We start from the raw sequence: 21,055 nt of genomic DNA on the forward strand, positions 1-21,055 counted from the left end.
TGGGGGACCATCGACATGTCGGTCATCGGACGGCCGCTGCGCCGGGCCCTCTCGCCGGGGCTGCCCGCGGTCTGGGGAGCCGTGGCGGTCACCTACAAGCTGGGCTGCCCGCTGGCCCGGCAGGACGGGCTCGGCGCGCGGATCGTCACCAGCGCCGTCTTCTTCGCCGTGGGCACCGGACTGATCCACCACCTACGGCACCGGCTGCTGCGGGAGCTCCGGCAGGCGCGCCGGGTCGCCCGTGCCGCGCAGGGCGTGCTGCTGCGGCCCCTGCCGCCGCGCGTCGACGGACTCGACGTGGCCGCCGCCCGGCTCTCCGCGGAGCGCGGCGCCACCGTCGGCGGCGATCTGTACGAGGTCATCGCCACCGAACACGGCGTACGGGTCGTCATCGGCGACGTGCGCGGCCACGGACTGCCCGCCCTCGGGGCCGTCGCCGCGCTCCTCGGCAGCTTCCGCGAGGCGGTGCACGACGAACCCGACCTCGGCCGTGTGCTGCGCAGACTGGACCGCGCCCTCGCCCGCCACCTGCGGGAACGGCACCGTGAGGAACACCCCGCGAGCGGCCGGGTCCCGGACGCGCCGGTCTCCGAGGAGTTCGTCACCGTCCTGTTGCTGGAGATCGGCGGGGACGGCGAGGTCCGCGCCCTGAACTGCGGCCACCCCTGGCCGTACCTGATCGGCGGCGGCGGTGTCGAGCCGCTGGCCCGGGCCGACCCCCTGCCGCCGCTGGGGCCGTTCCCCCTGCCGCCCGACCTGCCCGCCGTCCCGTGCGGTCCTCTCCGCCCGGGCGACTCCTTGGTCATGTACACGGATGGCGTGGAGGACGCGCGGGACGCCAGGGGCCGCTTCTTCTCCCTGCCGGCCGCCCTGGCCGCGGTGGCACACGACCCTCCGGTCTCACCCCAGAGGATCGTCCGCACGGTCGAGGGCGCCGTCCTTCGGCATACGGCAGGGGCGCCGGCCGACGACGTGGCGTTACTGGCCCTGCGCAACGGCCGGGCGGGCGTGCGCCTCTCAGGGGCGTCGGCGACCGCGCGACCGGCCGCCCTGCTGCCCCACCCGTCCGACCACCGGTGAGCGTGGCCGGACCCGCGGAGCACATCGCCGGGCCGCCGCTTTACGAGGGGGAGCCGACGGCCCGGCGGTCCTCTTGCGAGGCAGTCCAGTCAACCGGGCCCGGCACGCTCCGCGACAGCGCGCACACGGTACGGATGCGCGTACTCCGTTCACACCCCGTGTGAAGACGGACCCTCTACTCTGGCGACACCGACGGCACCTGGCCACCGGGGGGAACCATGCAGCCCAACACGCTGCTCGACGCGATCCTGGACGAGGCGGGCATCTCCCACGCCGGCCTCGCCGCCCACGTCAACCAGGCCGGACGCGCCCGCGGACTCGCGCTGCGCTACGAGCACACGGCCGTCGCCCGGTGGCTGAAGGGGCAGCGGCCGCGCGGCCAGGTGCCGGACCTGATCTGCGAGGTGCTCGCCGGCCGGCTGCGACGGCCCGTCACCCTCGACGACATCGGCCTCGGCGTCCCGGGCGAGCCCGCCACCGGGCACGCCACCTCGCTGTCCGGCTTCGTCGAGCGGGCCACCGCCCTGTGGCGCTCCGACGAACAGCAGCGCCCGCACGTCCTCGGCGCCGCCGCCGTCACCGGCACGCCCGCCGTGATGCCGGTCTGGGAGTGGGAGAACCCGCCCGAGGACGTCGACGTCTCCCGTGGCGGACGGCACCGGGTCACCCCCGCCGACATCGACACCCTGCGCGCCGCCCGCACCCACTACGAGCAGATGTACCGCAAGGCCGGCGGGGTGGCGACCCGCAGCCGGATCGTCGGCTTCCTCAACGCCGAGGCGGCCCCGCTGCTGCGCGGCGGCTACACCGACGCCACCGGCCGTCAACTGCACCGCGCCACCGGCGGACTGGTGGCGGTCGCCGGCATCTGCGCGTACGACTCCGACGCGCACGGACTCGCCCAGCGCTACTTCCACCAGGCGCTGCGGCTGGCGAAGGCCAGCGGCGACCGGGGCCTCGGGGCCTACGTGATCGCGCTGCTGGTGAACCAGTCGCTGTTCATGCGGGAGTTCCGGCAGGCCGTCGCCTTCGCGGAGGCCGCGCTGCGCGCCGCGGGCCGGCACATCACCCCGGCCCTCGCCTCCGACCTGTACGCGATGCAGGCGAAGGCGTACGCCCACCTCGGCGACGGCACGAGCGCCCTGGCGTGCATCCGGCGGGCCGAGACCGCCGCCGACCGCATCCTGCGCGGACGCGAGCCCGACGAGACCGGCTACGTCCAGCCGGGTCTGGTCAACGTCCAGGTGGCGGAGGCCCTGCTGAGCCTCGGCGATCTCACCGCCGCGGCCGAGCACGCCGAGGCCGCCGTCGACACCCCCGCCCACGACCGCGGCCGGGTGCACCGGCTCGCCATGCTCAGCACCATCGAACTGCGCCAGGGAAAAGCCGACAAGGCGGTCGCCACCGCCGTGCGGATGGCCGAACAGGCCCGCGGCATGGAGTCGCAGCGGCTGCGCGACAGACTCCGCGCGGTACGCGAACACCTGGTGCGCAGCGGCTGCGCGGGCACCGCCGAGGCGGCCGAACTGATCGACGGGGCCCTGCGCGTACCGCTGTAGACAGGCCCGCGGCGATCGCCGAGGGCCGGGGACCGAGCACCGGCGCGACACAGTTCCTGCTGCGATATTGCCACTTACTCGACGGAAGGTGGCAGAACCGTGCAGTGGACGAAACAGAACGAACAAACTGTGTATGAGAACCGCTGGTTCCGGGTCAACCTCGCGGATGTCGAACTGCCCGACGGCCGGCACCTCGACCACTTCCTCATACGGCTCAGGCCGGTCGCCGTGGCCACCGTGGTGAACGAGGCCAACGAAGTCCTCCTGCTGTGGCGCCACCGCTTCATCACCGACAGCTGGGGCTGGGAACTCGCGGCGGGCGTCGTCGAGGACGGCGAGGACGTCACCCGCGCGGCCGCCCGGGAACTGGAGGAGGAGACCGGCTGGCGGCCGGGACGTCTGCGCCACCTGATGAGCGTGGAGCCGTCCAACGGCCTCACCGACGCCGTCCACCACGTCTTCTGGTCGGACGAGGGCGAGTACGTCGGGCACCCGGTGGACGACTTCGAGTCGGACCGCAGGGAATGGGTCCCGCTCAAGATCGTCCCCGACCTGGTCGCCCGGGGGGAGGTCCCGGCCACCACCATGGCGGCCGCGTTACTGCTGCTGCACCATCTCAGGCACGGACAGGACGCCGCACCGTGATCAATACACCTAGCGCCCGAAGGCCTGCCAGACCGTCATGACGAGGGCGCCGACGGCCGTGACCGCCGCGAGCGACGGCAGCGGCCAGCGGGCGTGCTCCAGCGTGACGATCCGGGTGTTCAGTTCGTCGATCTCCTTGGCGGTCTCCTCGGTGCGGTGCGTCAGCAGCGCCAGACCCCCCTCGACGCGTGCGTAGGCCACGTCGAGCCGACGGCGTAACTCGGCGAGTTCTCCGTGGACGACGGGATGCTCGCTATCGGCGGTCACGTCTCCACTCCCTTCCCTGGTTGTCGCGCATACCTTGCATGCGCATGATGAGTCAACCCGTCCGGCGGGCCGAGGGGGAGAGTGTGCGAACGGCATATGCGGACCCGGCGCGCACACGCCGTGTGAACGCCGCGGGCCCGGCGCTCACCGAGGCGCCGGGCCCGCGACGGCCGCCGGGAGGGGCGGGCGACCGTAGGCGACGATTCAGCCGTGGACGGCGATCGGTCGTGGTGATGACCAGTCGTGGTGACGATCAGTCGTGGTGACAATCAGCCGTACGTGTAGAAGCCGGAGCCTGTCTTGCGGCCCAGCCGGCCCGCGTCCACCATGCGCTGGAGCAGCGGGGGAGCGGCGTACAGCGGTTCCTTGAACTCGTCGTACATGCTCTGCGCCACCGAGGCGACCGTGTCCAGGCCGATCAGGTCGGACAGCTTCAGCGGGCCCATCGGGTGGGCGCAGCCCAGCTCCATGCCGTTGTCGATGTCCTCGCGGCTGGCGATGCCCGTCTCGAACATCCGGATCGCGGAGAGCAGGTAGGGGATCAGCAGCGCGTTGACCACGAAGCCGGAGCGGTCCTGGGCGCGGATGGCGTGCTTGCCCAGCAGCTTCTCGGCGAACAGCTGGGCCCGGCTCAGCGTGCCCTCGGAGGTCGTCAGCGCCGGGATCAGCTCGACGAGCTTCTGCACGGGGGCGGGGTTGAAGAAGTGGATGCCGACGACCTGGTCGGGCCGCGAGGTGGCGACCGCCAGCCGCACCAGCGGGATGGAGGAGGTGTTGGAGGCCAGGATGGCGTCCGGGCGGGTCACCACCTGGTCCAGCACCTGGAAGATCTCGGTCTTGACCTGCTCGTTCTCGACGACGGCCTCGATGACCAGGTCGCGGTCGGCGAACTCGCCGAGGTCGGTGGTGAAGCCGAGGCGCGCCTGCGTGGCGTCCCGCTCCACCTCGGTGATCTTGCCGCGCTCGGCGGCCTTGGCCAGGGAGTTGAACAGCCGGGTGCGGCCGATCTCCAGGGCCTCGCCGGTGGTCTCGGCGACCTTGACGTCGAGACCGGCGCGGGCGCAGACCTCGGCGATGCCGGCCCCCATCTGGCCGCAGCCCACCACTCCGACGCGTGCGATGTCTCCCGCTGGGATGTCCGTCACATCGTCCCCTTCACTGCGCTGCTCCTGACGCTGATGGCTGGGACAGGTCCGCCGGATCCCGGTCCGCCTGCTCCGATCGTGCACGTTACTAGCAAGTATCGATGATCGATCGGCTGGGTGGGGGCATCCTGGGCGCGGAGACGGTCCGTGACCGAGCGGATCCGCACTGTGTCTGGGGGTGTGTGCGATGGGACGACTGACCCGGCGGGCGTTCGCGCTGGCCGCGCTGGCGGCGTGCACGACGACGGGAGCGGCGGCAGCCGGCCGCGGGCCCGCGGGGCGGCCCGGTGGCCGCCGGGCCGACACCTCGATGCGGGGGGTGTGGCTGGCGACGGTCCACAACCGCGACTGGCCGTCGCGGCCCGGTCTGACCGCCGCCCAGCAGCGCTCCGAACTGCTCGCCTGGCTGGATCTCGCCGTCCGCGACCGGCTCAACACGGTGATGTTCCAGGTGCGGCCCACGGCCGACGCGCTGTGGCCCTCGGCGTACGAGCCCTGGTCGGAGGTGCTCACCGGCACCCAGGGCAAGGAGCCGGGCTGGGACCCGCTGGACACGGCCGTGCGGGAGGCGCACGCCCGCGGCCTCCAGCTGCACGCCTGGTTCAACCCGTACCGGGTCGCCACCCACGCCGACCCCGGGCGGCTCGTCGCCTCCCACCCCGCGCGCCGCCACCCCGACTGGGTGGTGCCCTACGGCGGCAAGCTCCACTACGACCCCGGGCTGCCGGAGGTCCGCGCGTTCGTGCAGGACGCCATCCTCGACGCGGTCCGGAAGTATCCGGTGGACGCCGTCCACTTCGACGACTACTTCTACCCGTACCCCGTGGCCGGCCAGAACTTCGACGACGACGCGTCCTACGACCGCCACGGCGGGAGCTTCCCCAACCGGGCGGCCTGGCGGCGCGACAACATCGACCGGCTGGTCCGGGAGACGGCGGACAGGATCAAGGCGGTCCGGCCGGGCACACAGTTCGGCATCAGCCCGTTCGGGGTGTGGCGCAACGCCTCCACCGACCCGCGCGGCTCGGACACCCGCGCCCTCCAGTCCTACGACGCCATCCACGCCGACACCCGTACGTGGGTGCGCGAGGGCTGGATCGACTACATCGTCCCGCAGCTGTACTGGCACATCGGCCTCTCCGCCGCCGACTACGCCAAGCTCGTGCCTTGGTGGGCGGAGGTGGCGCGGGGGAGCCGGACCCGGCTGTACATCGGGGAGGCGCTCTACCGCGCGGGCGATCCCGCGCAGGACGCCGCCTGGCAGCAGCCGGCCGAGCTGTCCCGGCACCTCACCCTGGCCAAGGGCCACCCGGAGGTGTGCGGACACGTCTTCTTCGCCGCCAAGGACGTGGCGACGGACCGGATCGGCGCCATGGCGAGGGTGCTCGCCGACCACTACCGGCAGCCGGCCCAACCGCCGCGCTGACGCACCGGCCGCCCGGTCGACGGCCGGTCCGGTCGGCGGCCGGTCCGGTCGCGGGCGGGATCTCTCGTGGGCCTACCGGCCGCTCGGTCGACGGCCGGTCCCCTGTGGGCCCACCGGCCGCTCGGTCTGCGGCCGGGGTCTGGTGGGGGGCTACCGGCCGATCGACGGGCCGGTCTCCCGGTGGCGGATCTCGGTGTCGGGGCCGGGCGAGCACAGGCCCTCGTGTCCGTCCTCGAAACGGACGCGGTACGGGGGATTGCCCTCGTGGCCCAGGACTTCGACGATCTCGCCGACCTTGTCGTGTTGGCCGACCACCCTGCCGTGCTGGACAAGCTGGTCGCCCACGGTTGCACGCATCTCTGGGGCCTCCTCAGCGAGAGCGGGTGCAGCGGTCCGTGGCCTTGGTTCTGCGCGGGTTCTGCGGAGCGGAGCGTGGCGGAGAGCCGGCCGTACGGCCCGCTCAGCCACGCGCCCGCTGGGTGACGGCGATGCAGACGAGCACCGCCGCGGCCGTCAGCGGGGCGGCCACTGTCAGGTGCTCGCCCAGCAGCAGCACCGACCACACCAGTGTGAGCAGGGGCTGGGCCAACTGCAACTGGCTGGCCTTGGGAATGCCGATGGCCGCCATGCCCCGGTACCAGACGACCAGGCCCAGGAACTGCGAACCCGCCGCGACCCACAGCAGCCCCGCCACACTGTGCCCGGTGAGCGCGACCGGTTCGTGGGTGAGGGCCAGCACGGTGGCCGGCACGGACAGCGGCAGGCACAGCACCAGCGCCCAGGCGATGACCTGCCAGCCCGGCATGACCCGGGCCAGCCGGCCGCCCTCGGTGTAGCCGGCCGCACACACCACCAGCGCCCCGAAGAGGTACAGGTCGGCGCCGGTCAGGGCGCCACCGCTCTGCTGCACCGTGAACGCCACCACCGCGCCGGCACCCGCCAGCGCCGCGATCCAGAAGGTGCGGGAGGGACGGGAGCCCACGCGCAGGGCGGAGAACAGGGCGGTGGTCAGGGGCAGCAGGCCGACCACGACCGCGGCGTGCGCGGTGGTGGACGTCCGCAGGGCGAGCGTGGTGAGCAGCGGGAAGCCGACGACGACCCCGGCGGCCACCACGGCGATCCCCGGCCAGTGCCGCCGGGCGGGCAGCGGCACGCCCCGCGTCCGGCTCCGCCCGGGTACCGACGTCCGCACGGCCAGCAGGCAGCCGCCCGCTATCAGCGCGGCCAGCACACTGCGCACGGCGACCAGCGACCAGGGGCCGAACCCCTCCAGTCCCCAGGCGGTGGCCGGGAAGGTCAGGGAGAAGGCGACGACACCGAGAGCGGCCTGGAGGGTTCCGGTGGGCCCGGGCCGGGGCGCGGAGGCCGTCGGGGACGTGGTGACTGCTACCGGGTGTGGCGCAGTAGCGCTACTCTGTGTCTTCATGCAAGAGCGTAGCAGTGTGGGTGAACTGGCGGAACGGCTACGGAATGAGCTGGACCGCTACTCACCGGGTGGAAAGCTCCCGTCGAGCCGTGCCCTCGTCGAACGGTTCCGGGTGAGTCCGGTGACCGTCTCGCGCGCCCTGGCGCACCTGGCCGCCGAGGGGCTGGTGGTCACCCGGCCCGGCGCCGGCGCCTTCCGCGCCCGGCCCCGCACGCCCGCCGGGCCGGCCGGCGACACCTCCTGGCAGGAGGTCGCGCTGAGTGCCGACGGCGCCGCCGACCTGGTCCCGCGCTCGGTGGACGCCTCGGGCGTCACCGTCTCGCTGGCCGCCCCGCCGCCCGGCGTGATCGAGTTCAACGGCGGCTATCTGCACCCCGCCCTGCAACCGGAGCGGGCGATGTCCGCGGCGCTGGCCCGGGCCGGACGGCGCCCCGGCGCCTGGGGACGGCCGCCGATCGAGGGGCTGCCGGAGCTGCGCGAGTGGTTCGCGCGCTCCATCGGAGGGGCCGTCACCGCGGCCGAGGTGCTGGTCGCCGCGGGCGGCCAGACGGCCCTCACCACCGCCCTGCGCGCCCTGGCCCCGCCCGGCGCGCCGGTGCTCGTGGAGTCGCCGACCTACCCCGGCATGCTGGCGATCGCCCGGTCGGCGGGGCTGCGGCCCGTCCCCGTGCCGGTCGACCCGGACGGGGTGAAGCCCGAGCTGCTCGCGGACGCCTTCCGGGCGACCGGGGCCCGCGTCTTCGTCTGCCAGCCGCTGTTCCAGAACCCGACGGGCGCCGTCCTCGCCCCGGACCGGCGCGGCGAGGTGCTGCGCATCGCGCGCGAGGCGGGCGCCTTCGTCGTCGAGGACGACTTCGTCCGGCGGCTCGCGCACGAGGACGCCGGTCCGCTGCCGCGCCCGCTCGCCGCCGACGACCCCGACGGCGTCGTCGTCCACGTCGGCTCCCTCACCAAGGCGACCTCGCCGAGCTTCCGGGTCAGCGCCCTCGCCGCCCGCGGCCCGGTGCTGGAGCGGCTGCGCGCCATCCAGGTCGTCGACACCTTCTTCGTGCCGCGCCCGCTCCAGGAGGCCGCCCTCGAACTCGTCGGCTCGCCCGCCTGGCCGCGCCATCTGCGGGCGATCGCGACCGAGTTGAAGGCGCGGCGCGACGCCATGACCCGGGAGCTCGCCCTCCGCCTCCCCGAACTCGCCCTGCCGCACGTCCCGTCCGGCGGCTACCACCTCTGGCTGCGCCTGCCCGACGGCGCCGGCGGCACCTCCCCGGCCTTCGGCTCCGGGGTGGAGCCGGCGTTCACGGCGGCGGCCCTGCGCGCCGGCGTCGCCCTCACCCCGGGCCGCCCGTACTTCAGCGCCGAACCCCCGGCCGCGCACGTGCGCCTGAGCTTCGCGGCGGTCGCGGGGACGGCGGAGATCGGCGAGGGGGTGCGGCGGCTGCGGCAGGCGTGGGACGAGGTGCTCGCGGAATCCGTTCGACAGGGGGCGCGCGGTCTGTGAGGGTCCCCCCATGAGCGACGTCACGCCCCTCGCCGAGGGCTACGAGATCTCCACCGACCCCGCCCGCATCGACGCCGGGAAGGTCCACCGCTGGCTGTCCACGGACGCGTACTGGGCCCTCGGGCGCTCCCGGGAGAAGCAGGACCGGGCGATCGCCGGATCGCTCAACTTCGGGGTGTACGACACCGCCTCGGGGGAGCAGGTCGCCTGTGCGCGCATCGTGACGGACCTGGCGACCTTCGCGTGGCTGTGCGACGTGTACGTGGATCCGGCCGTGCGCGGCAAGGGCATCGGGACCTCGCTCGTCGAGGCCGTCCGCGAGCACCTCCGGCCGCACGGCCTGCGCCGCATCCTGCTCGCCACGCACGACGCGCACGGAGTGTACGAGAAGGCCGGTTTCGCCGACCTGCCGGAGCCCGATCAGTACATGGCGCTGTTTTTCGAGAAGTAACGAGAAGTATTTCGCGAACACCCCTTGCCCTGCCCACGCGGTCGCCGGACCATCGCCGCATGGCAGTCCGGGTCACGTTCGTCGCCAGCGCGCGCAGTTCCCCGCTGCTCGCGGACCGCTTCGAGGACGACCGGCCGCTGGACCGGGCCGGCTGGGACGCGGTGCAACGCGTGGTGGGCGACCTGCTGCCGCTCGCGGCGGCCGAGCTGCGCTACTGCTCGCCGACGCCGCGCAGCCGCGCCACCGGGGACGCGCTCGGGTACGCCCCGCTCGTCCAGCTCGCCCTGCGCGACTGCGACATGGGCCGCTGGCGGGGACTGACCCTCGGTGAGGCGATGGCCCGGGAACCGGCGGCCGTGGACGCCTGGCTGGCCGATCCCCGGGCCACCCCGCACGGCGGTGAGTCGCTGCTGTCGTTCATCTCCCGGGTGGGCGGCTGGCTCGACACCCGGCCGGTGGAGGACGGCTGCCGGATCGTCGCCGTGGCCGAGCCGAGCGTGATCCGGGCCGCCCTGGTGTACGCGCTCAAGGCGCCGCCGTCGTCGTACTGGAACATCGATGTCGGGCCGCTGTCGACGACCACCGTCAGTGGCCGGGGCGGGCGCTGGCACCTGCGCCTCGACGGGACGCCGGCTCAGACCTCGCGCACGTAGTCGGTGGTGAGCAGCAGGTCCTTGGCCGGGCCGGCCACGCGCCAGACCGTGCGCCAGCGGTCCGCGTCCCGGACGGTGAACTCGCCCCGGTAGAGGTCGGCCGCGCACGGGTGGTCGGTGACGTGCCGTCCGCTCGTCAGGTCCAGGTCGTGGAAGGGCCGGCCGTCGGCGAACCGCACGTCCGCCGTGCCGGGGGCCGGGCCGGGCAGGAAGCGCAGGGTCCGCTCGGCGGGCCGGGGGACGCCCCGCCAGGTGAAGGTGCCCGACTCGTGGTGCAGCAGCCCGCCCCCGTCGAGCGGTCCGAAGCCGGTGACGCCGGTGAACGCGCCCTCGTCGCCCCCCGAGAGATCCCGTACGGACCGCTCGACCCGCCACCGGCCGGCCAGGTAGGCCAGGACGTCCGGCACTGGCCAGAACTCGCCCATGGATTCCGTCCTCCGTCCCGTCCGTTGCTGCGCGACCCATTGACGCGCTTCCGCCCCCTCCCTATCTTGCCGTTCGAAGTGCTGACCAGTGTCCGAAATCTCGAACAACTGCGACGATGCCCCACCCGAGCCGCGGAGTATCCATGTCACGCAGCACCGCCCGCACCCGCTGGAGAGCCGGACTCGCCGTCACCGCCCTGCTGACGGCCGGCGCCCTCCTGCCCGCCCCCGCGCACGCCGAGGACGTCACCGACTACGCGATCACCGTCGACCCCACCGCCCGGGGCGCGACGATCGACGACACGATGTACGGCGTCTTCTTCGAGGACATCAACCGGGCCGCCGACGGCGGGCTGTACGCCGAACTCGTGCAGAACCGGTCCTTCGAGTACTCCACCGTCGACAACCGCTCCTACACCCCCCTGACCTCCTGGACCGTCGACGGCACCGCGCAGACCCTGGACGACGACGGCCGTCTCAACGAGCGCAACCGCACCTACCTCTCCGTCGCCGCCGGCACATCGGTCACCAACTCCGGCTACAACACCGGCATCTCCCTGGAGCAGGGCGAGAAGTACGACTTCTCGGTGTGGGCCCGCGCCGAGGCCGGCACCTCGCTCACCGTCTCCCTCCAGGACGCCGACGGCACCCTGGCCACCGCCCGCGAGGTGGCCGCCAAGGGCGGCTGGGCCCAGTACCGGGCGACCCTCACCGCCACCCGCACCAGCACCGCCGGCCGCCTGACCGTCGCCTCGTCCGGCGCGGCGGCCCTGGACATGGTGTCGCTGTTCCCGCGCGACACCTACAAGCACCAGTCCAACGGCCTGCGCAAGGACCTCGCCGAGAAGATCGCCGCCCTGAAGCCGGGCTTCGTGCGCTTCCCCGGCGGCTGCCTGGTCAACACCGGCTCCATGCAGGACTACAGCGAGGCCTCCGACTGGCAGCGCGCCCGCTCCTACCAGTGGAAGGACACCATCGGCCCGGTCGAGGAGCGCGCCACCAACGCCAACTTCTGGGGCTACAACCAGAGCTACGGGCTCGGCTACTACGAGTACTTCCGCTTCGCCGAGGACATCGGCGCGATGCCGCTGCCCGTCGTGCCGGCCCTGGTGACCGGCTGCGGACAGAACCAGGCCGTCGTCGACGACGCGCTGCTGAAGCGGCACATCCAGGACACCCTCGACCTCATCGAGTTCGCCAACGGCCCCGTCACCTCGACCTGGGGCAAGAAGCGTGCCCAGATGGGCCACCCGAAGCCCTTCGGCCTCACCCACGTCGAGGTCGGCAACGAGGAGAACCTGCCCGCGGCGTTCTTCGAGCGCTTCCAGCAGTTCCGCGCCGCCATCGAGGCCGCGTACCCGGACATCACCGTCGTCTCCAACTCCGGCCCCGACGACTCCGGCACGACCTTCGACACCGCCTGGCAGCTCAACCGCGACGCGGACGTCGACATGGTCGACGAGCACTACTACAACAGCCCGCAGTGGTTCCTCCAGAACAACGACCGCTACGACGCGTACGACCGCAGCGGCCCGAAGGTCTTCCTCGGCGAGTACGCCTCCCTCGGCAACACCTTCAAGAACGGCCTCGCCGAAGCGGCCTTCATGACCGGCCTGGAACGCAACGCCGACGTGGTGAAGCTGGCGTCCTACGCCCCGCTGCTGGCCAACGAGGACTACGTGCAGTGGAACCCGGACCTGATCTGGTTCGACAACGACGCCTCCTGGAGCTCGGCCAACTACGAGGTCCAGAAGCTGTTCATGACCAACGTCGGCGACCGCGTCGTCCCCTCGACGGCCACCACCACCCCGTCCGTCAGCGGCCCCATCACCGGCGCCGTGGGCCTGTCGACCTGGGCGACCACGGCGGCGTACGACGACGTGAAGGTGACGGGCGCCGACGGCACCACCCTGCTGTCCGACGACTTCTCCGGTGACGCCTCGCAGTGGACGCACACCGGCGGCGGCAGCTGGTCGCTCCAGGACGGGCGGTACGTACAGACCGACGTGGCCGCCGAGAACACCATGGTCTCCGCCGGCGACACCGGCTGGCACGACTACGACCTGCACGTGAAGGCCACCAAGACGGCCGGCAAGGAGGGCTTCCTCGTCGCCTTCGGCGTGCAGGACACCGGCAACTACTACTGGTGGAACCTGGGCGGCTGGAACAACACCACCAGCGCCGTCGAGCAGGCCGTCGACGGCGGCAAGTCGACGCTCGTCTCCAAGGCCGGGACGATCGAGACCGGCCGGGCCTACGACATCGACGTGAAGGTGCGGGGCCGCCAGGTCACCCTCTACCTCGACGGCCAGGAGTGGGGCAGCTTCACCGACGACAAGCCGGCCGAGCCGTTCCGCCAGGTCGTCACCCAGGACGAGAAGACCGGCGACCTGATCGTCAAGGTCGTCAACGCCCAGTCCGCGGACGCCCGCACCGCGATCGACCTGGGCGGCGCCAAGGCCGCCTCCACGGCCCGGGTGACCACGCTGGCCGCCGCGCCGGACGCGGTCAACACGGAGACGGAGACCCCGGTGACCCCGGTGGCCTCCACCTTCACCGGGGTCGCCGACGAGTTCACGTACACCTTCCCGGCGAACTCGATCACCTTCCTGCGGATCAGGCAGAGGTGAGCCCCGTCAGGCGCCGCCCCGGCGGAACCAACCCCGCCGGGGCGGCGCCTGCGGGGTGGGGGCCTTCGGCACGTGGGGCTGCGGGGCGGGTGCCTGTGGGGAGGGGGCCTGGCCGCCGAACGGGGGCAGCGCCCTGAAACGCGCGTCGAGCGTGACCGTGGGCGTGATCCGGTGCAGGGCCGCGCGGACCAGGGTGAGCGGATGGCCGGGGAACCGCGCGTCCCACCGCTCGTCGTCGCCCACGTGGTACGGCAGCCCGCCGAGCTGCCCGCCGCCCGCGTACGGGTGGGGCCGGAAGTAGTCGGCCGGCCCCACCTCGGCCATCACCACGGCCTCCCGCATCCCGGTCGTCGCCCCCTCGGCGGCCTGCACCTTCACCACCGTGCTGCACCCCGCCTGCGGCACCGTCCAGCTGGCCAGGAAGGCCTGCCCGCGCCGGCCGGTCAGCGGCACCTTCACCAGCTGACGGACCGCGGGAACGCCGTCCACGGCACCGGGCGCCGCTTCGATCAGCCCGCCGCCGGCCGCGGCCACGCTCCGCGCGAGCCCCGCGCGGAGCCGGTCCGTCTCGTGCAGCGGTGCCGGCAGGTCCGGAACGAGCGGGAAGAAGTGGACCGACAGGACGACGCCCGCCGCGTCGGTCCACACCCCCGGCTCCCGCTCGGTGAAGCCGGTGAGGTCCAGGCCGGTGATCGGAGTCATGACGATCATCATGCCGGGTGTGTCGTGCTGGTCACAGGGCCGGGTCGTCGGCAGCCGGCCCGGAACACGTTCCCCGTCGGGGAGGTTACGCAGACGGATGGCCTGGGCACGGATCGCCCGGAGCGCACGGGCGCCTGAATAGATTGCATAAACGTGCAGCGAAACGTATAGTCATGCCATCCAAGAGGAGGAGTCCATGGCGGTACGTGCGGCAGTGGCCGGAGCGAGCGGGTACGCGGGCGGCGAAGTGCTGCGCCTGCTCCTCGCCCACCCCGAGGTCGAGATCGGCGCCCTGACCGGCGCCTCCAACGCGGGGCAGAGGCTGGGCGCGCTCCAGCCGCACCTGCTGCCCCTGGCCGACCGGGTGCTGGAGCCGACGACCGCCGAGGTCCTCGCCGGACACGACGTCGTCTTCCTCGCGCTCCCGCACGGACAGTCCGCCGCCGTCGCCGAACAGCTCGGCCCGGACGTCCTCGTCGTCGACATGGGCGCGGACTTCCGGCTGAAGGACCCGGCCGACTGGGAGCGGTTCTACGGCTCGGCCCACGCCGGCACCTGGCCCTACGGCCTCCCCGAACTGCCGGGCGGCCGCAGCGCGCTGGAGGGGTCCAAGCGCATCGCGGTCCCCGGTTGCTACCCCACGGCCGTCTCCCTCGCCCTCTTCCCGGCGTACGCGGCGGGGCTGGCCGAGTCCGAGGCCGTGATCGTCGCCGCCTCCGGCACCTCCGGCGCGGGCAAGGCGCCCAAGCCGCACCTGCTGGGCAGCGAGGTCATGGGCTCCATGTCGCCGTACGGCGTCGGCGGCGGCCACCGGCACACGCCGGAGATGATCCAGAACCTCAGCGCGGCGGCCGGCGAGCGGGTCTCCGTCTCTTTCACGCCGACCCTCGCGCCGATGCCCCGCGGCATCCTCGCCACGTGCAGCGCGAAGGCGAAGGACGGTGTCACCGCCGACTCCGTCCGCGCCGCCTACGAGAAGGCCTTCGCCGACGAGCCCTTCGTCCACCTGCTGCCCGCCGGCCAGTGGCCCGCCACCGCGTCCGTGTACGGCTCGAACGCCGTCCAGGTCCAGGTCGCCCATGACGCGGACGCGGGACGGATCATCGCGATCAGCGCCATCGACAACCTGACCAAGGGCACCGCGGGCGGTGCCGTCCAGAGCATGAACATCGCCCTGGGTCTCGACGAGACCACCGGCCTTTCCACGATCGGAGTCGCACCGTGAGTGTCACGGCAGCCAAGGGGTTCACGGCGGCGGGCATCGCCGCCGGGATCAAGGAGAACGGCAACCCGGACCTGGCCCTCGTGGTCAACACCGGGCCGCGCCGCGCCGCCGCGGGCGTCTTCACCTCCAACCGCGTCAAGGCCGCCCCGGTGCTCTGGTCCGAGCAGGTCCTCAAGAGCGGCGAGCTCGCCGCCGTCGTCCTCAACTCCGGCGGCGCCAACGCCTGTACCGGACCGAAGGGCTTCCAGGACACGCACGCCACCGCCGAGAAGGCCGCGGACGTGCTCGGCGTGGGCGCGGGCGAGGTCGCGGTCTGCTCCACCGGCCTGATCGGCGTCCTGCTCCCGATGGACAAGCTCCTGCCGGGCGTGGAGACCGCCGCCGCCCAGCTCTCCGAGCACGGCGGCGAGAAGGCCGCCATCGCCATCAAGACCACCGACACCGTCCACAAGACGTCCGTCGTCACCCGGGACGGCTGGACCGTCGGCGGCATGGCCAAGGGCGCGGGCATGCTCGCCCCCGGCCTCGCCACCATGCTCGTCGTCCTCACCACCGACGCCGACCTGGACGCCGCGGCCCTGGACGGGGCGCTGCGCGCCGCCACGAAGGTCACCTTCGACCGCGTCGACTCCGACGGCTGCATGTCCACCAACGACACCGTCCTGCTCCTCGCCTCCGGCGCCTCCGGGGTCACCCCGCGGGAGGCGGATTTCGCCGAGGCCGTCCGGGCCGTCTGCGACGACCTGGGACAGCAGCTGATCCGCGACGCCGAGGGCGCCAGCAAGGACATCAGGATCGAGGTCGTCAACGCCGCCAGCGAGGACGAGGCCGTCGAGGTGGGCCGCTCCATCGCCCGCAACAACCTCCTCAAGTGCGCCATCCACGGCGAGGACCCCAACTGGGGCCGCGTGCTCTCCGCGATCGGCACCACCCGCGCCGCCTTCGAGCCCGACCGGCTCAACGTCGCCATCAACGGCGTCTGGGTGTGCAAGAACGGCGGCGTCGGCGAGGACCGCGAGAAGGTCGACATGCGCTACCGCGAGGTGCACATCGTCGCCGACCTCGCGGCGGGCTCCGAGACCGCCACGATCTGGACCAACGACCTGACCGCCGAATACGTCCACGAGAACAGCGCGTACTCGTCATGAGCACTACTCGTAAGCACACCGCCCTGCCCAAGGCCCAGATCCTCATCGAGGCGCTGCCCTGGCTGGTCCGCCACAACGGCAGGACCGTCGTCATCAAGTTCGGCGGCAACGCCATGGTCGACGAGGACCTGAAGGCCGCCTTCGCACAGGACGTCGTGTTCCTGCACCACGCCGGCCTCAAGCCCGTCGTCGTGCACGGCGGCGGCCCGCAGATCAGCGCCGCCCTCGACAAGCACGGCATCGTCAGCGAGTTCAAGGCCGGCCTGCGCGTCACCACCGAGGACGCCATGGACGTCGTCCGCATGGTCCTCGCCGGGCAGGTGCAGCGCGAACTGGTCGGACTGCTCAACCAGCACGGCCCGCTCGCCGTCGGCCTCACCGGCGAGGACGCCCACACCATCACCGCCACCCGGCACCAGCCCGAGATCGACGGCGAACGGGTCGACATCGGACGGGTCGGCGAGATCACCTCGATCGACACGGGCGCCATCGAGGCCCTCATCGCCGACGGCCGCATCCCGGTCGTCTCCTCGATCGCCCGCTCCGAGGACGACGGACACGTCTACAACGTCAACGCCGACACGGCGGCCGCGGCGCTCGCCGCCGCCCTGGGCGCCGAGACCCTCATGGTCCTCACCGACGTCGAGGGCCTCTACGAGGACTGGCCGAACTCCGACGAGGTGATCAGCCGCCTCACCGCTTCCCAACTGGAGAAGCTGCTGCCGGAGCTGTCCTCCGGCATGGTGCCGAAGATGGAGGGCTGCCTGCACGCCGTGCGCAACGGCGTCACCACCGCCCGTGTCATCGACGGACGGGTCCAGCACTCGATCCTGCTGGAGATCTTCACGGATGAAGGAATCGGCACGATGGTCGTGCCCGACGAGAAGCCGGCCGAACAGGGGGAGCCGTCATGAGCAACCAGGAACTGACCGCGCGGTGGCAGGGCGCGCTCATGGACAACTACGGCACCCCGAGGCTCCCGCTCGTGCGCGGTGAGGGCACCCGGGTGTGGGACGCCGACGGCAAGGAGTACCTCGACTTCGTCGGCGGCATCGCGGTCAACGCGCTCGGCCACGCCCACCCGGCCGTCGTGGAGGCCGTGAGCCGGCAGATCGCGTCGCTGGGCCATGTCTCCAACCTCTTCGTCGCCGAACCGCCCGTCGCCCTCGCCGAACGGCTGCTCCAGCACTTCGGCCGGGACGGCAGGGTCTACTTCTGCAACTCCGGCGCCGAGGCCAACGAGGGCGCCTTCAAGATCGGGCGGCTGACCGGGCGGACCCACATGGTCGCCACCCAGGGCGGCTTCCACGGCCGCACCATGGGCGCCCTCGCGCTCACCGGCCAGCCCGGCAAGCAGGACGGCTTCCACCCCCTGCCCGGCGACGTCACCCACGTCCCCTACGGCGACGCGCAGGCACTGGCCGCCGCCGTGACCGAGGAGACCGCCCTCGTGGTCATCGAGCCGGTCCAGGGCGAGAACGGCGTCGTCGTGCCGCCGGCCGGCTACCTGAAGGCCGCCCGGGCGATCACCGCGGCCACCGGCTCCCTGCTGGTGCTGGACGAGGTGCAGACCGGGATCGGCCGCACCGGGCACTGGTTCGAGTACCAGGCCCACGAGGGCGTCCTGCCGGACGTCGTGACGCTGGCGAAGGGCCTCGGCGGCGGGCTGCCGATCGGCGCGACCGTCGCCTTCGGCCGCGCCGCGGAGCTGCTCCGGCCCGGCCGGCACGGCACGACCTTCGGCGGCAACCCCGTCGCGTGCGCCGCCGGGATCGCCGTCCTCGACACCATCGCCGACGACGGCCTGCTGGAGAACGTCAAGCGGCAGGGCGAGAGGCTGCGCGACGGGATCGAGGGCCTGGGCCACCCGCTGGTCGATCACGTCCGGGGCGCCGGCCTCCTCCTGGGTATCGTGCTCACCGAGCCGCTCGCGCCCCAGGTGCAGCAGGCGGCTCAGGAGGCCGGTCTCCTCGTGAACGCGCCCGCCCCCGACGTCATCCGGCTCATGCCGCCGCTGAACCTGCGGGACGACGAGGTGGACGCCTTCCTCGGAGCGCTGCCCGGCCTCCTCGACGCAGTGGGCGGGGACGGACGAACCGGGGAATGAGACGACGATGAGCCAGGCGCAGGACCACGACGAGCAGCCGGGGGCGAACGGGCCCGCCGTGCCGCAGACGCGCACCGCCCGCCACCGCCGGATCGTCGACATCCTCAACCGGCAGGCCGTGCGCTCCCAGAGCCAGCTGGCGAAGCTGCTCGCCGACGACGGGCTGAGCGTCACCCAGGCGACGCTCTCCCGGGACCTGGACGAGCTGAACGCGGTCAAGATCCGCAACACCGACGGCGACCTGATCTACGCGGTGCCCAGCGAGGGCGGTTTCCGTACGCCGCGCGCACCGCTGGGGGAGTCGGCGAAGGAGGAGCGGATGCGGCGGCTCTCCCAGGAGCTGCTGATCTCGGCGGAGGCCTCGGCGAACCTCGTGGTCCTGCGCACCCCTCCGGGGGCGGCGCAGTTCCTCGCCTCGGCGATCGACCAGGCGGAGCTGCACGACATCCTGGGCACGATCGCGGGCGACGACACGCTGCTGCTGATCAGCCGGGAGCCGACGGGGGGACAGGCCCTGGCCGACCACCTGCTCCGGCTGGCGCAGAACGGCCACTGAGCCGCTGGGCGACCATGGGTGTGACCGTGGTTCGCCGCCTGCGGGGGCGTGGGGGCTGGTGGTACGACGCCTGCGGGGGCGTGGGGGCTGGTGGTACGACGCCTGCGGGTGCGTGGGGGCCGATCGCGCGGTTCCCCGCGCCCCTTCAGGTCCGTTGAGCTGCGGGAGTCGTGCGTGCCCCGCGGCTCAGCCCAGCCGCCTCGCCAACCCGCCGGTGCACCGCACCTCGTCGCCGGCCGTGATCAGCAGTGCCTCCACGTCGGGCAGCGACTCCAGCCAGGCCAGCCCCTCCCGCGACCCCATCGCGAACGCGGCCGTGGCCCAGCAGTCCGCCCAGGTCAGTTCGGGGGCGACGACGGTGACGGCCACCAGGTCCGTCACCGCGGAGCGGCCCGTGCGGGGGTCGACGATGTGCGCGCCCCGCTCCGCCGTACCCGACGTGGCCACCGCCAGCTCGTCCGCGCCGGCCGCCGACACCACGGCCGCGAGCCCACCCGGCCGCAGGGGGTCCGAGACGCCCACCCGCCACGGCCGCTCCGGGCCGGGCACGCCCAGCAACTGCACATCGCCGCCGCCGTTGACGCTGACCCCGCTCACCCCGGCCCCGGCGACGATCCGGGCCGCCCGCTCGGCGGCCCACCCCTTCACGATCCCGGTCGGGTCGAGCGGGCCGTCGTAGCGCAGGCTGAACCAGCCCCCGCTCACCCGCTCCGCCTCGGCGCCCAGCTCCAGCACCTCGGCCACCTCGGGATCGCACTCCCCGACGCCCAGCTCCCCGCGCACCAGCCGGGAGACCTGGCTGTCCTCGCGGTAGGTGCTGAACACCTCGTCGACCCGGTGCAGCGAGGCGACCGCCGCCCGCAGCGCCGTCCGCACCGCGCCGGGTTCCCCGCCGCGGACGTCGAAGGAGAAGACCGTCCCCATGACCTCCTCCACGTGACGCACCGCGGCGGGAGCCTGCGCCGACTCGGCCACCGCGTCAGCCACCGGCCCGGTCCAGCGCCGACTGGAGGGACTCCTGGTAGCCCGCGCTGGTGTACGTGGCCCCGGACACCGCGTCGATGTCCGCGCTGCCGGCCGCGACGGCCGCCTGGTTGAGCCGGGGCACGGCGTCCGCGGTGACCTGGTCGCTCCGGCCGCCCTTCGGCGCCTGCACCGCCTCCGCCTTGGTGATCTTCCCGTCCGCGACGGTGATGCGGACCTGCACCGCGCCGTACTGGGTCTGGGCCGCGTCCCCGGTGAAGGTGCCGGACGCCTGCGCGCTCCCGGAGCCCTGCGACCCCGACTCCTGCGCTCCCGGCTCCGGCGACTGCGACTCCTGCGCCCCCTCCTGCGCCCCGGAGTCCTGCGCCGACGACCCCGCGCTGGCGTTCGCTTTGTCGATCGCGGACTGGAGGGACTTCTTGTACCCGGTGCTGGTGTAGGTCGCCCCGGAGACCGTGTCGATGTCGGGGCTCTGCCCGGCCACCGTCGCCTGGTTGAGCTCGGGTACGGCGTTCGCGGTGATCTGGTCGCTCCGGCCGCCCTCGGGCGCCTGCACCGCCTCCGCCTTGGTGATCCGGTTCTTGCTGACGGTGATGCGGACCTGCACGACCCCGTACTGGGTCTGGGCCGCGTCCCCGGTGAAGGTGCCCGTGACCTGGACGGTGCCGGACCCCTGGGAAGCGCCCGCGCCCGCCTTCACCTTGTCCAGCGCCGACTGCAACGACTTCTTGTAGCCCTCGCTGGTGTAGGTGGCCCCGGAGACGGAGTCGATGTCCGCGCTCTGCGCGGCGACCGCGGCCTGGTTGAGCTTGGGCACGGCGTTCGCGGTGATCTGGTCGCTCTGGCCGCCCTTGGGCGCCTGGACCGCGTCCGCCTGTGTGATCTTCCCGTCGGCGACGGTCAGCCGGACCTGCACGACCCCGTACTGGGTCTGGGCCGCGTCCCCGGTGACCGTGCCGGTTGCCGCGGCCTGGGCACCGCCCTGGACCGAGGACTGCGCGGGCGCCGTGCCCGCCGCGGAGGCCGGGTCCGACGACGGCTTCAGCGCCAGCAGCAGCACGATCCCGGAGACGGTGGCGGCACCGGCGAGCACGACGCGCCGGAAGGGGTGGCTCTTCCTCATCGCTTCCT

General features: G+C 73.1%; 21 protein-coding genes. 13 read left to right on the top strand and 8 right to left on the bottom strand.

Annotated features, from left to right (window positions below):
- Positions 1–15 precede the first annotated feature (15 nt).
- The 3 genes from ACZ3KJ_RS15080 (at position 16) to ACZ3KJ_RS15090 (ending at position 3,284) form a co-directional block, all read left to right on the top strand.
- The gene (locus ACZ3KJ_RS15080) at positions 16–1,080 is read left to right on the top strand and encodes a PP2C family protein-serine/threonine phosphatase (protein ID WP_467527146.1); all 1,065 of its coding nucleotides are present in this window, start codon (positions 16–18) and stop codon (positions 1,078–1,080) included.
- Positions 1,081–1,298: 218 nt separating this feature from the next.
- Positions 1,299–2,639 (top strand): transcriptional regulator, encoded by a 1,341-nt coding sequence (locus tag ACZ3KJ_RS15085; protein WP_467527148.1) that lies wholly within the window; start codon positions 1,299–1,301, stop codon positions 2,637–2,639.
- 99 nt (positions 2,640–2,738) lie between these two features.
- Positions 2,739–3,284, top strand: a complete 546-nt coding sequence (locus ACZ3KJ_RS15090) for an NUDIX hydrolase (protein WP_467527150.1) — start codon at positions 2,739–2,741, stop codon at positions 3,282–3,284.
- A 9-nt stretch (positions 3,285–3,293) separates the two neighbouring features.
- On the opposite strand, the gene ACZ3KJ_RS15095 is transcribed toward ACZ3KJ_RS15090, so the two are convergent.
- Positions 3,294–3,551 (bottom strand): hypothetical protein, encoded by a 258-nt coding sequence (locus tag ACZ3KJ_RS15095; protein WP_467527152.1) that lies wholly within the window; start codon positions 3,549–3,551, stop codon positions 3,294–3,296.
- 269 nt (positions 3,552–3,820) lie between these two features.
- Positions 3,821–4,696: a 3-hydroxybutyryl-CoA dehydrogenase gene (locus tag ACZ3KJ_RS15100; protein ID WP_467527154.1), complete on the bottom strand. Its 876-nt coding sequence runs from the start codon at positions 4,694–4,696 to the stop codon at positions 3,821–3,823.
- Between the two features lie 187 nt (positions 4,697–4,883).
- Between ACZ3KJ_RS15100 and ACZ3KJ_RS15105 the strand changes: the two genes are divergently transcribed.
- Positions 4,884–6,122: a glycoside hydrolase family 10-like protein gene (locus ACZ3KJ_RS15105; protein ID WP_467527156.1), complete on the top strand. Its 1,239-nt coding sequence runs from the start codon at positions 4,884–4,886 to the stop codon at positions 6,120–6,122.
- A 150-nt stretch (positions 6,123–6,272) separates the two neighbouring features.
- Here the strand turns inward: ACZ3KJ_RS15105 and ACZ3KJ_RS15110 are convergent, their stop codons facing one another.
- Positions 6,273–6,479 carry a DUF1918 domain-containing protein gene (locus ACZ3KJ_RS15110; RefSeq protein ID WP_385072712.1) on the bottom strand — a complete coding sequence of 69 codons (207 nt, stop codon included), beginning with the start codon at positions 6,477–6,479 and terminating at the stop codon, positions 6,273–6,275.
- A 103-nt stretch (positions 6,480–6,582) separates the two neighbouring features.
- The gene (locus tag ACZ3KJ_RS15115; RefSeq protein ID WP_467527158.1) at positions 6,583–7,548 is read right to left on the bottom strand and encodes a DMT family transporter; all 966 of its coding nucleotides are present in this window, start codon (positions 7,546–7,548) and stop codon (positions 6,583–6,585) included.
- Between ACZ3KJ_RS15115 and ACZ3KJ_RS15120 the strand changes: the two genes are divergently transcribed.
- Genes ACZ3KJ_RS15120 through ACZ3KJ_RS15130 form a run of 3 tightly spaced genes read left to right on the top strand, consistent with a single transcriptional unit; the run spans position 7,547 to position 10,147 of the window.
- Positions 7,547–9,043, top strand: coding sequence for an aminotransferase-like domain-containing protein (locus ACZ3KJ_RS15120; RefSeq protein ID WP_467527160.1), 1,497 nt, complete (start codon positions 7,547–7,549; stop codon positions 9,041–9,043). The two genes, ACZ3KJ_RS15115 and ACZ3KJ_RS15120, sit on opposite strands and share 2 nt — an antisense overlap.
- A 10-nt stretch (positions 9,044–9,053) precedes the next feature.
- The gene (locus tag ACZ3KJ_RS15125; protein ID WP_467527161.1) at positions 9,054–9,494 is read left to right on the top strand and encodes a GNAT family N-acetyltransferase; all 441 of its coding nucleotides are present in this window, start codon (positions 9,054–9,056) and stop codon (positions 9,492–9,494) included.
- 59 nt (positions 9,495–9,553) lie between these two features.
- Positions 9,554–10,147, top strand: a complete 594-nt coding sequence (locus ACZ3KJ_RS15130) for a histidine phosphatase family protein (protein WP_467527162.1) — start codon at positions 9,554–9,556, stop codon at positions 10,145–10,147.
- On the opposite strand, the gene ACZ3KJ_RS15135 is transcribed toward ACZ3KJ_RS15130, so the two are convergent.
- Positions 10,129–10,572, bottom strand: coding sequence for a DUF6314 family protein (locus tag ACZ3KJ_RS15135; RefSeq protein WP_467527163.1), 444 nt, complete (start codon positions 10,570–10,572; stop codon positions 10,129–10,131). The two genes, ACZ3KJ_RS15130 and ACZ3KJ_RS15135, sit on opposite strands and share 19 nt — an antisense overlap.
- Positions 10,573–10,715: 143 nt before the next feature.
- Here ACZ3KJ_RS15135 and ACZ3KJ_RS15140 point away from each other — a divergent pair, with 143 nt between their 5' ends.
- Entirely contained in the window at positions 10,716–13,202 is a 2,487-nt protein-coding gene (locus tag ACZ3KJ_RS15140) for an alpha-L-arabinofuranosidase C-terminal domain-containing protein (protein ID WP_467527164.1), read from the top strand.
- Positions 13,203–13,208: 6 nt separating this feature from the next.
- Here the strand turns inward: ACZ3KJ_RS15140 and ACZ3KJ_RS15145 are convergent, their stop codons facing one another.
- On the bottom strand, positions 13,209–13,904 hold the full coding sequence (locus ACZ3KJ_RS15145) for a hypothetical protein (RefSeq protein ID WP_467527166.1): 696 nt from the start codon (positions 13,902–13,904) through the stop codon (positions 13,209–13,211).
- Between the two features lie 196 nt (positions 13,905–14,100).
- Between ACZ3KJ_RS15145 and argC the strand changes: the two genes are divergently transcribed.
- From argC to ACZ3KJ_RS15170, 5 genes are read left to right on the top strand one after another with little or no spacing between them, the layout of a single operon-like run.
- Positions 14,101–15,129 carry an N-acetyl-gamma-glutamyl-phosphate reductase gene (gene argC / locus ACZ3KJ_RS15150; RefSeq protein WP_467527167.1) on the top strand — a complete coding sequence of 343 codons (1,029 nt, stop codon included), beginning with the start codon at positions 14,101–14,103 and terminating at the stop codon, positions 15,127–15,129.
- Complete coding sequence (gene argJ / locus ACZ3KJ_RS15155) at positions 15,126–16,277, top strand: bifunctional glutamate N-acetyltransferase/amino-acid acetyltransferase ArgJ (RefSeq protein WP_467527169.1); 1,152 nt, start codon at positions 15,126–15,128, stop codon at positions 16,275–16,277. Before argC ends, argJ begins: the two co-directional genes overlap by 4 nt.
- A complete protein-coding gene (argB, locus tag ACZ3KJ_RS15160) occupies positions 16,274–17,191 on the top strand; it encodes an acetylglutamate kinase (protein ID WP_467527171.1) in 918 nt (305 codons plus the stop codon). The genes argJ and argB overlap by 4 nt, the downstream gene beginning before the upstream one ends.
- A complete protein-coding gene (locus ACZ3KJ_RS15165; protein ID WP_467527173.1) occupies positions 17,188–18,384 on the top strand; it encodes an acetylornithine transaminase in 1,197 nt (398 codons plus the stop codon). Before argB ends, ACZ3KJ_RS15165 begins: the two co-directional genes overlap by 4 nt.
- A gap of 7 nt (positions 18,385–18,391) precedes the next feature.
- The gene (locus tag ACZ3KJ_RS15170) at positions 18,392–18,940 is read left to right on the top strand and encodes an arginine repressor (RefSeq protein ID WP_385072742.1); all 549 of its coding nucleotides are present in this window, start codon (positions 18,392–18,394) and stop codon (positions 18,938–18,940) included.
- A gap of 186 nt (positions 18,941–19,126) precedes the next feature.
- On the opposite strand, the gene ACZ3KJ_RS15175 is transcribed toward ACZ3KJ_RS15170, so the two are convergent.
- On the bottom strand, positions 19,127–19,864 hold the full coding sequence (locus ACZ3KJ_RS15175) for an FAD:protein FMN transferase (RefSeq protein WP_467527436.1): 738 nt from the start codon (positions 19,862–19,864) through the stop codon (positions 19,127–19,129).
- A 55-nt stretch (positions 19,865–19,919) separates the two neighbouring features.
- Positions 19,920–21,047 (bottom strand): FMN-binding protein, encoded by a 1,128-nt coding sequence (locus ACZ3KJ_RS15180; RefSeq protein ID WP_467527175.1) that lies wholly within the window; start codon positions 21,045–21,047, stop codon positions 19,920–19,922.
- Between the last annotated feature and the right edge of the window lie 8 nt (positions 21,048–21,055).

This window comes from Streptomyces sp. NPDC003248 (assembly GCF_055563235.1).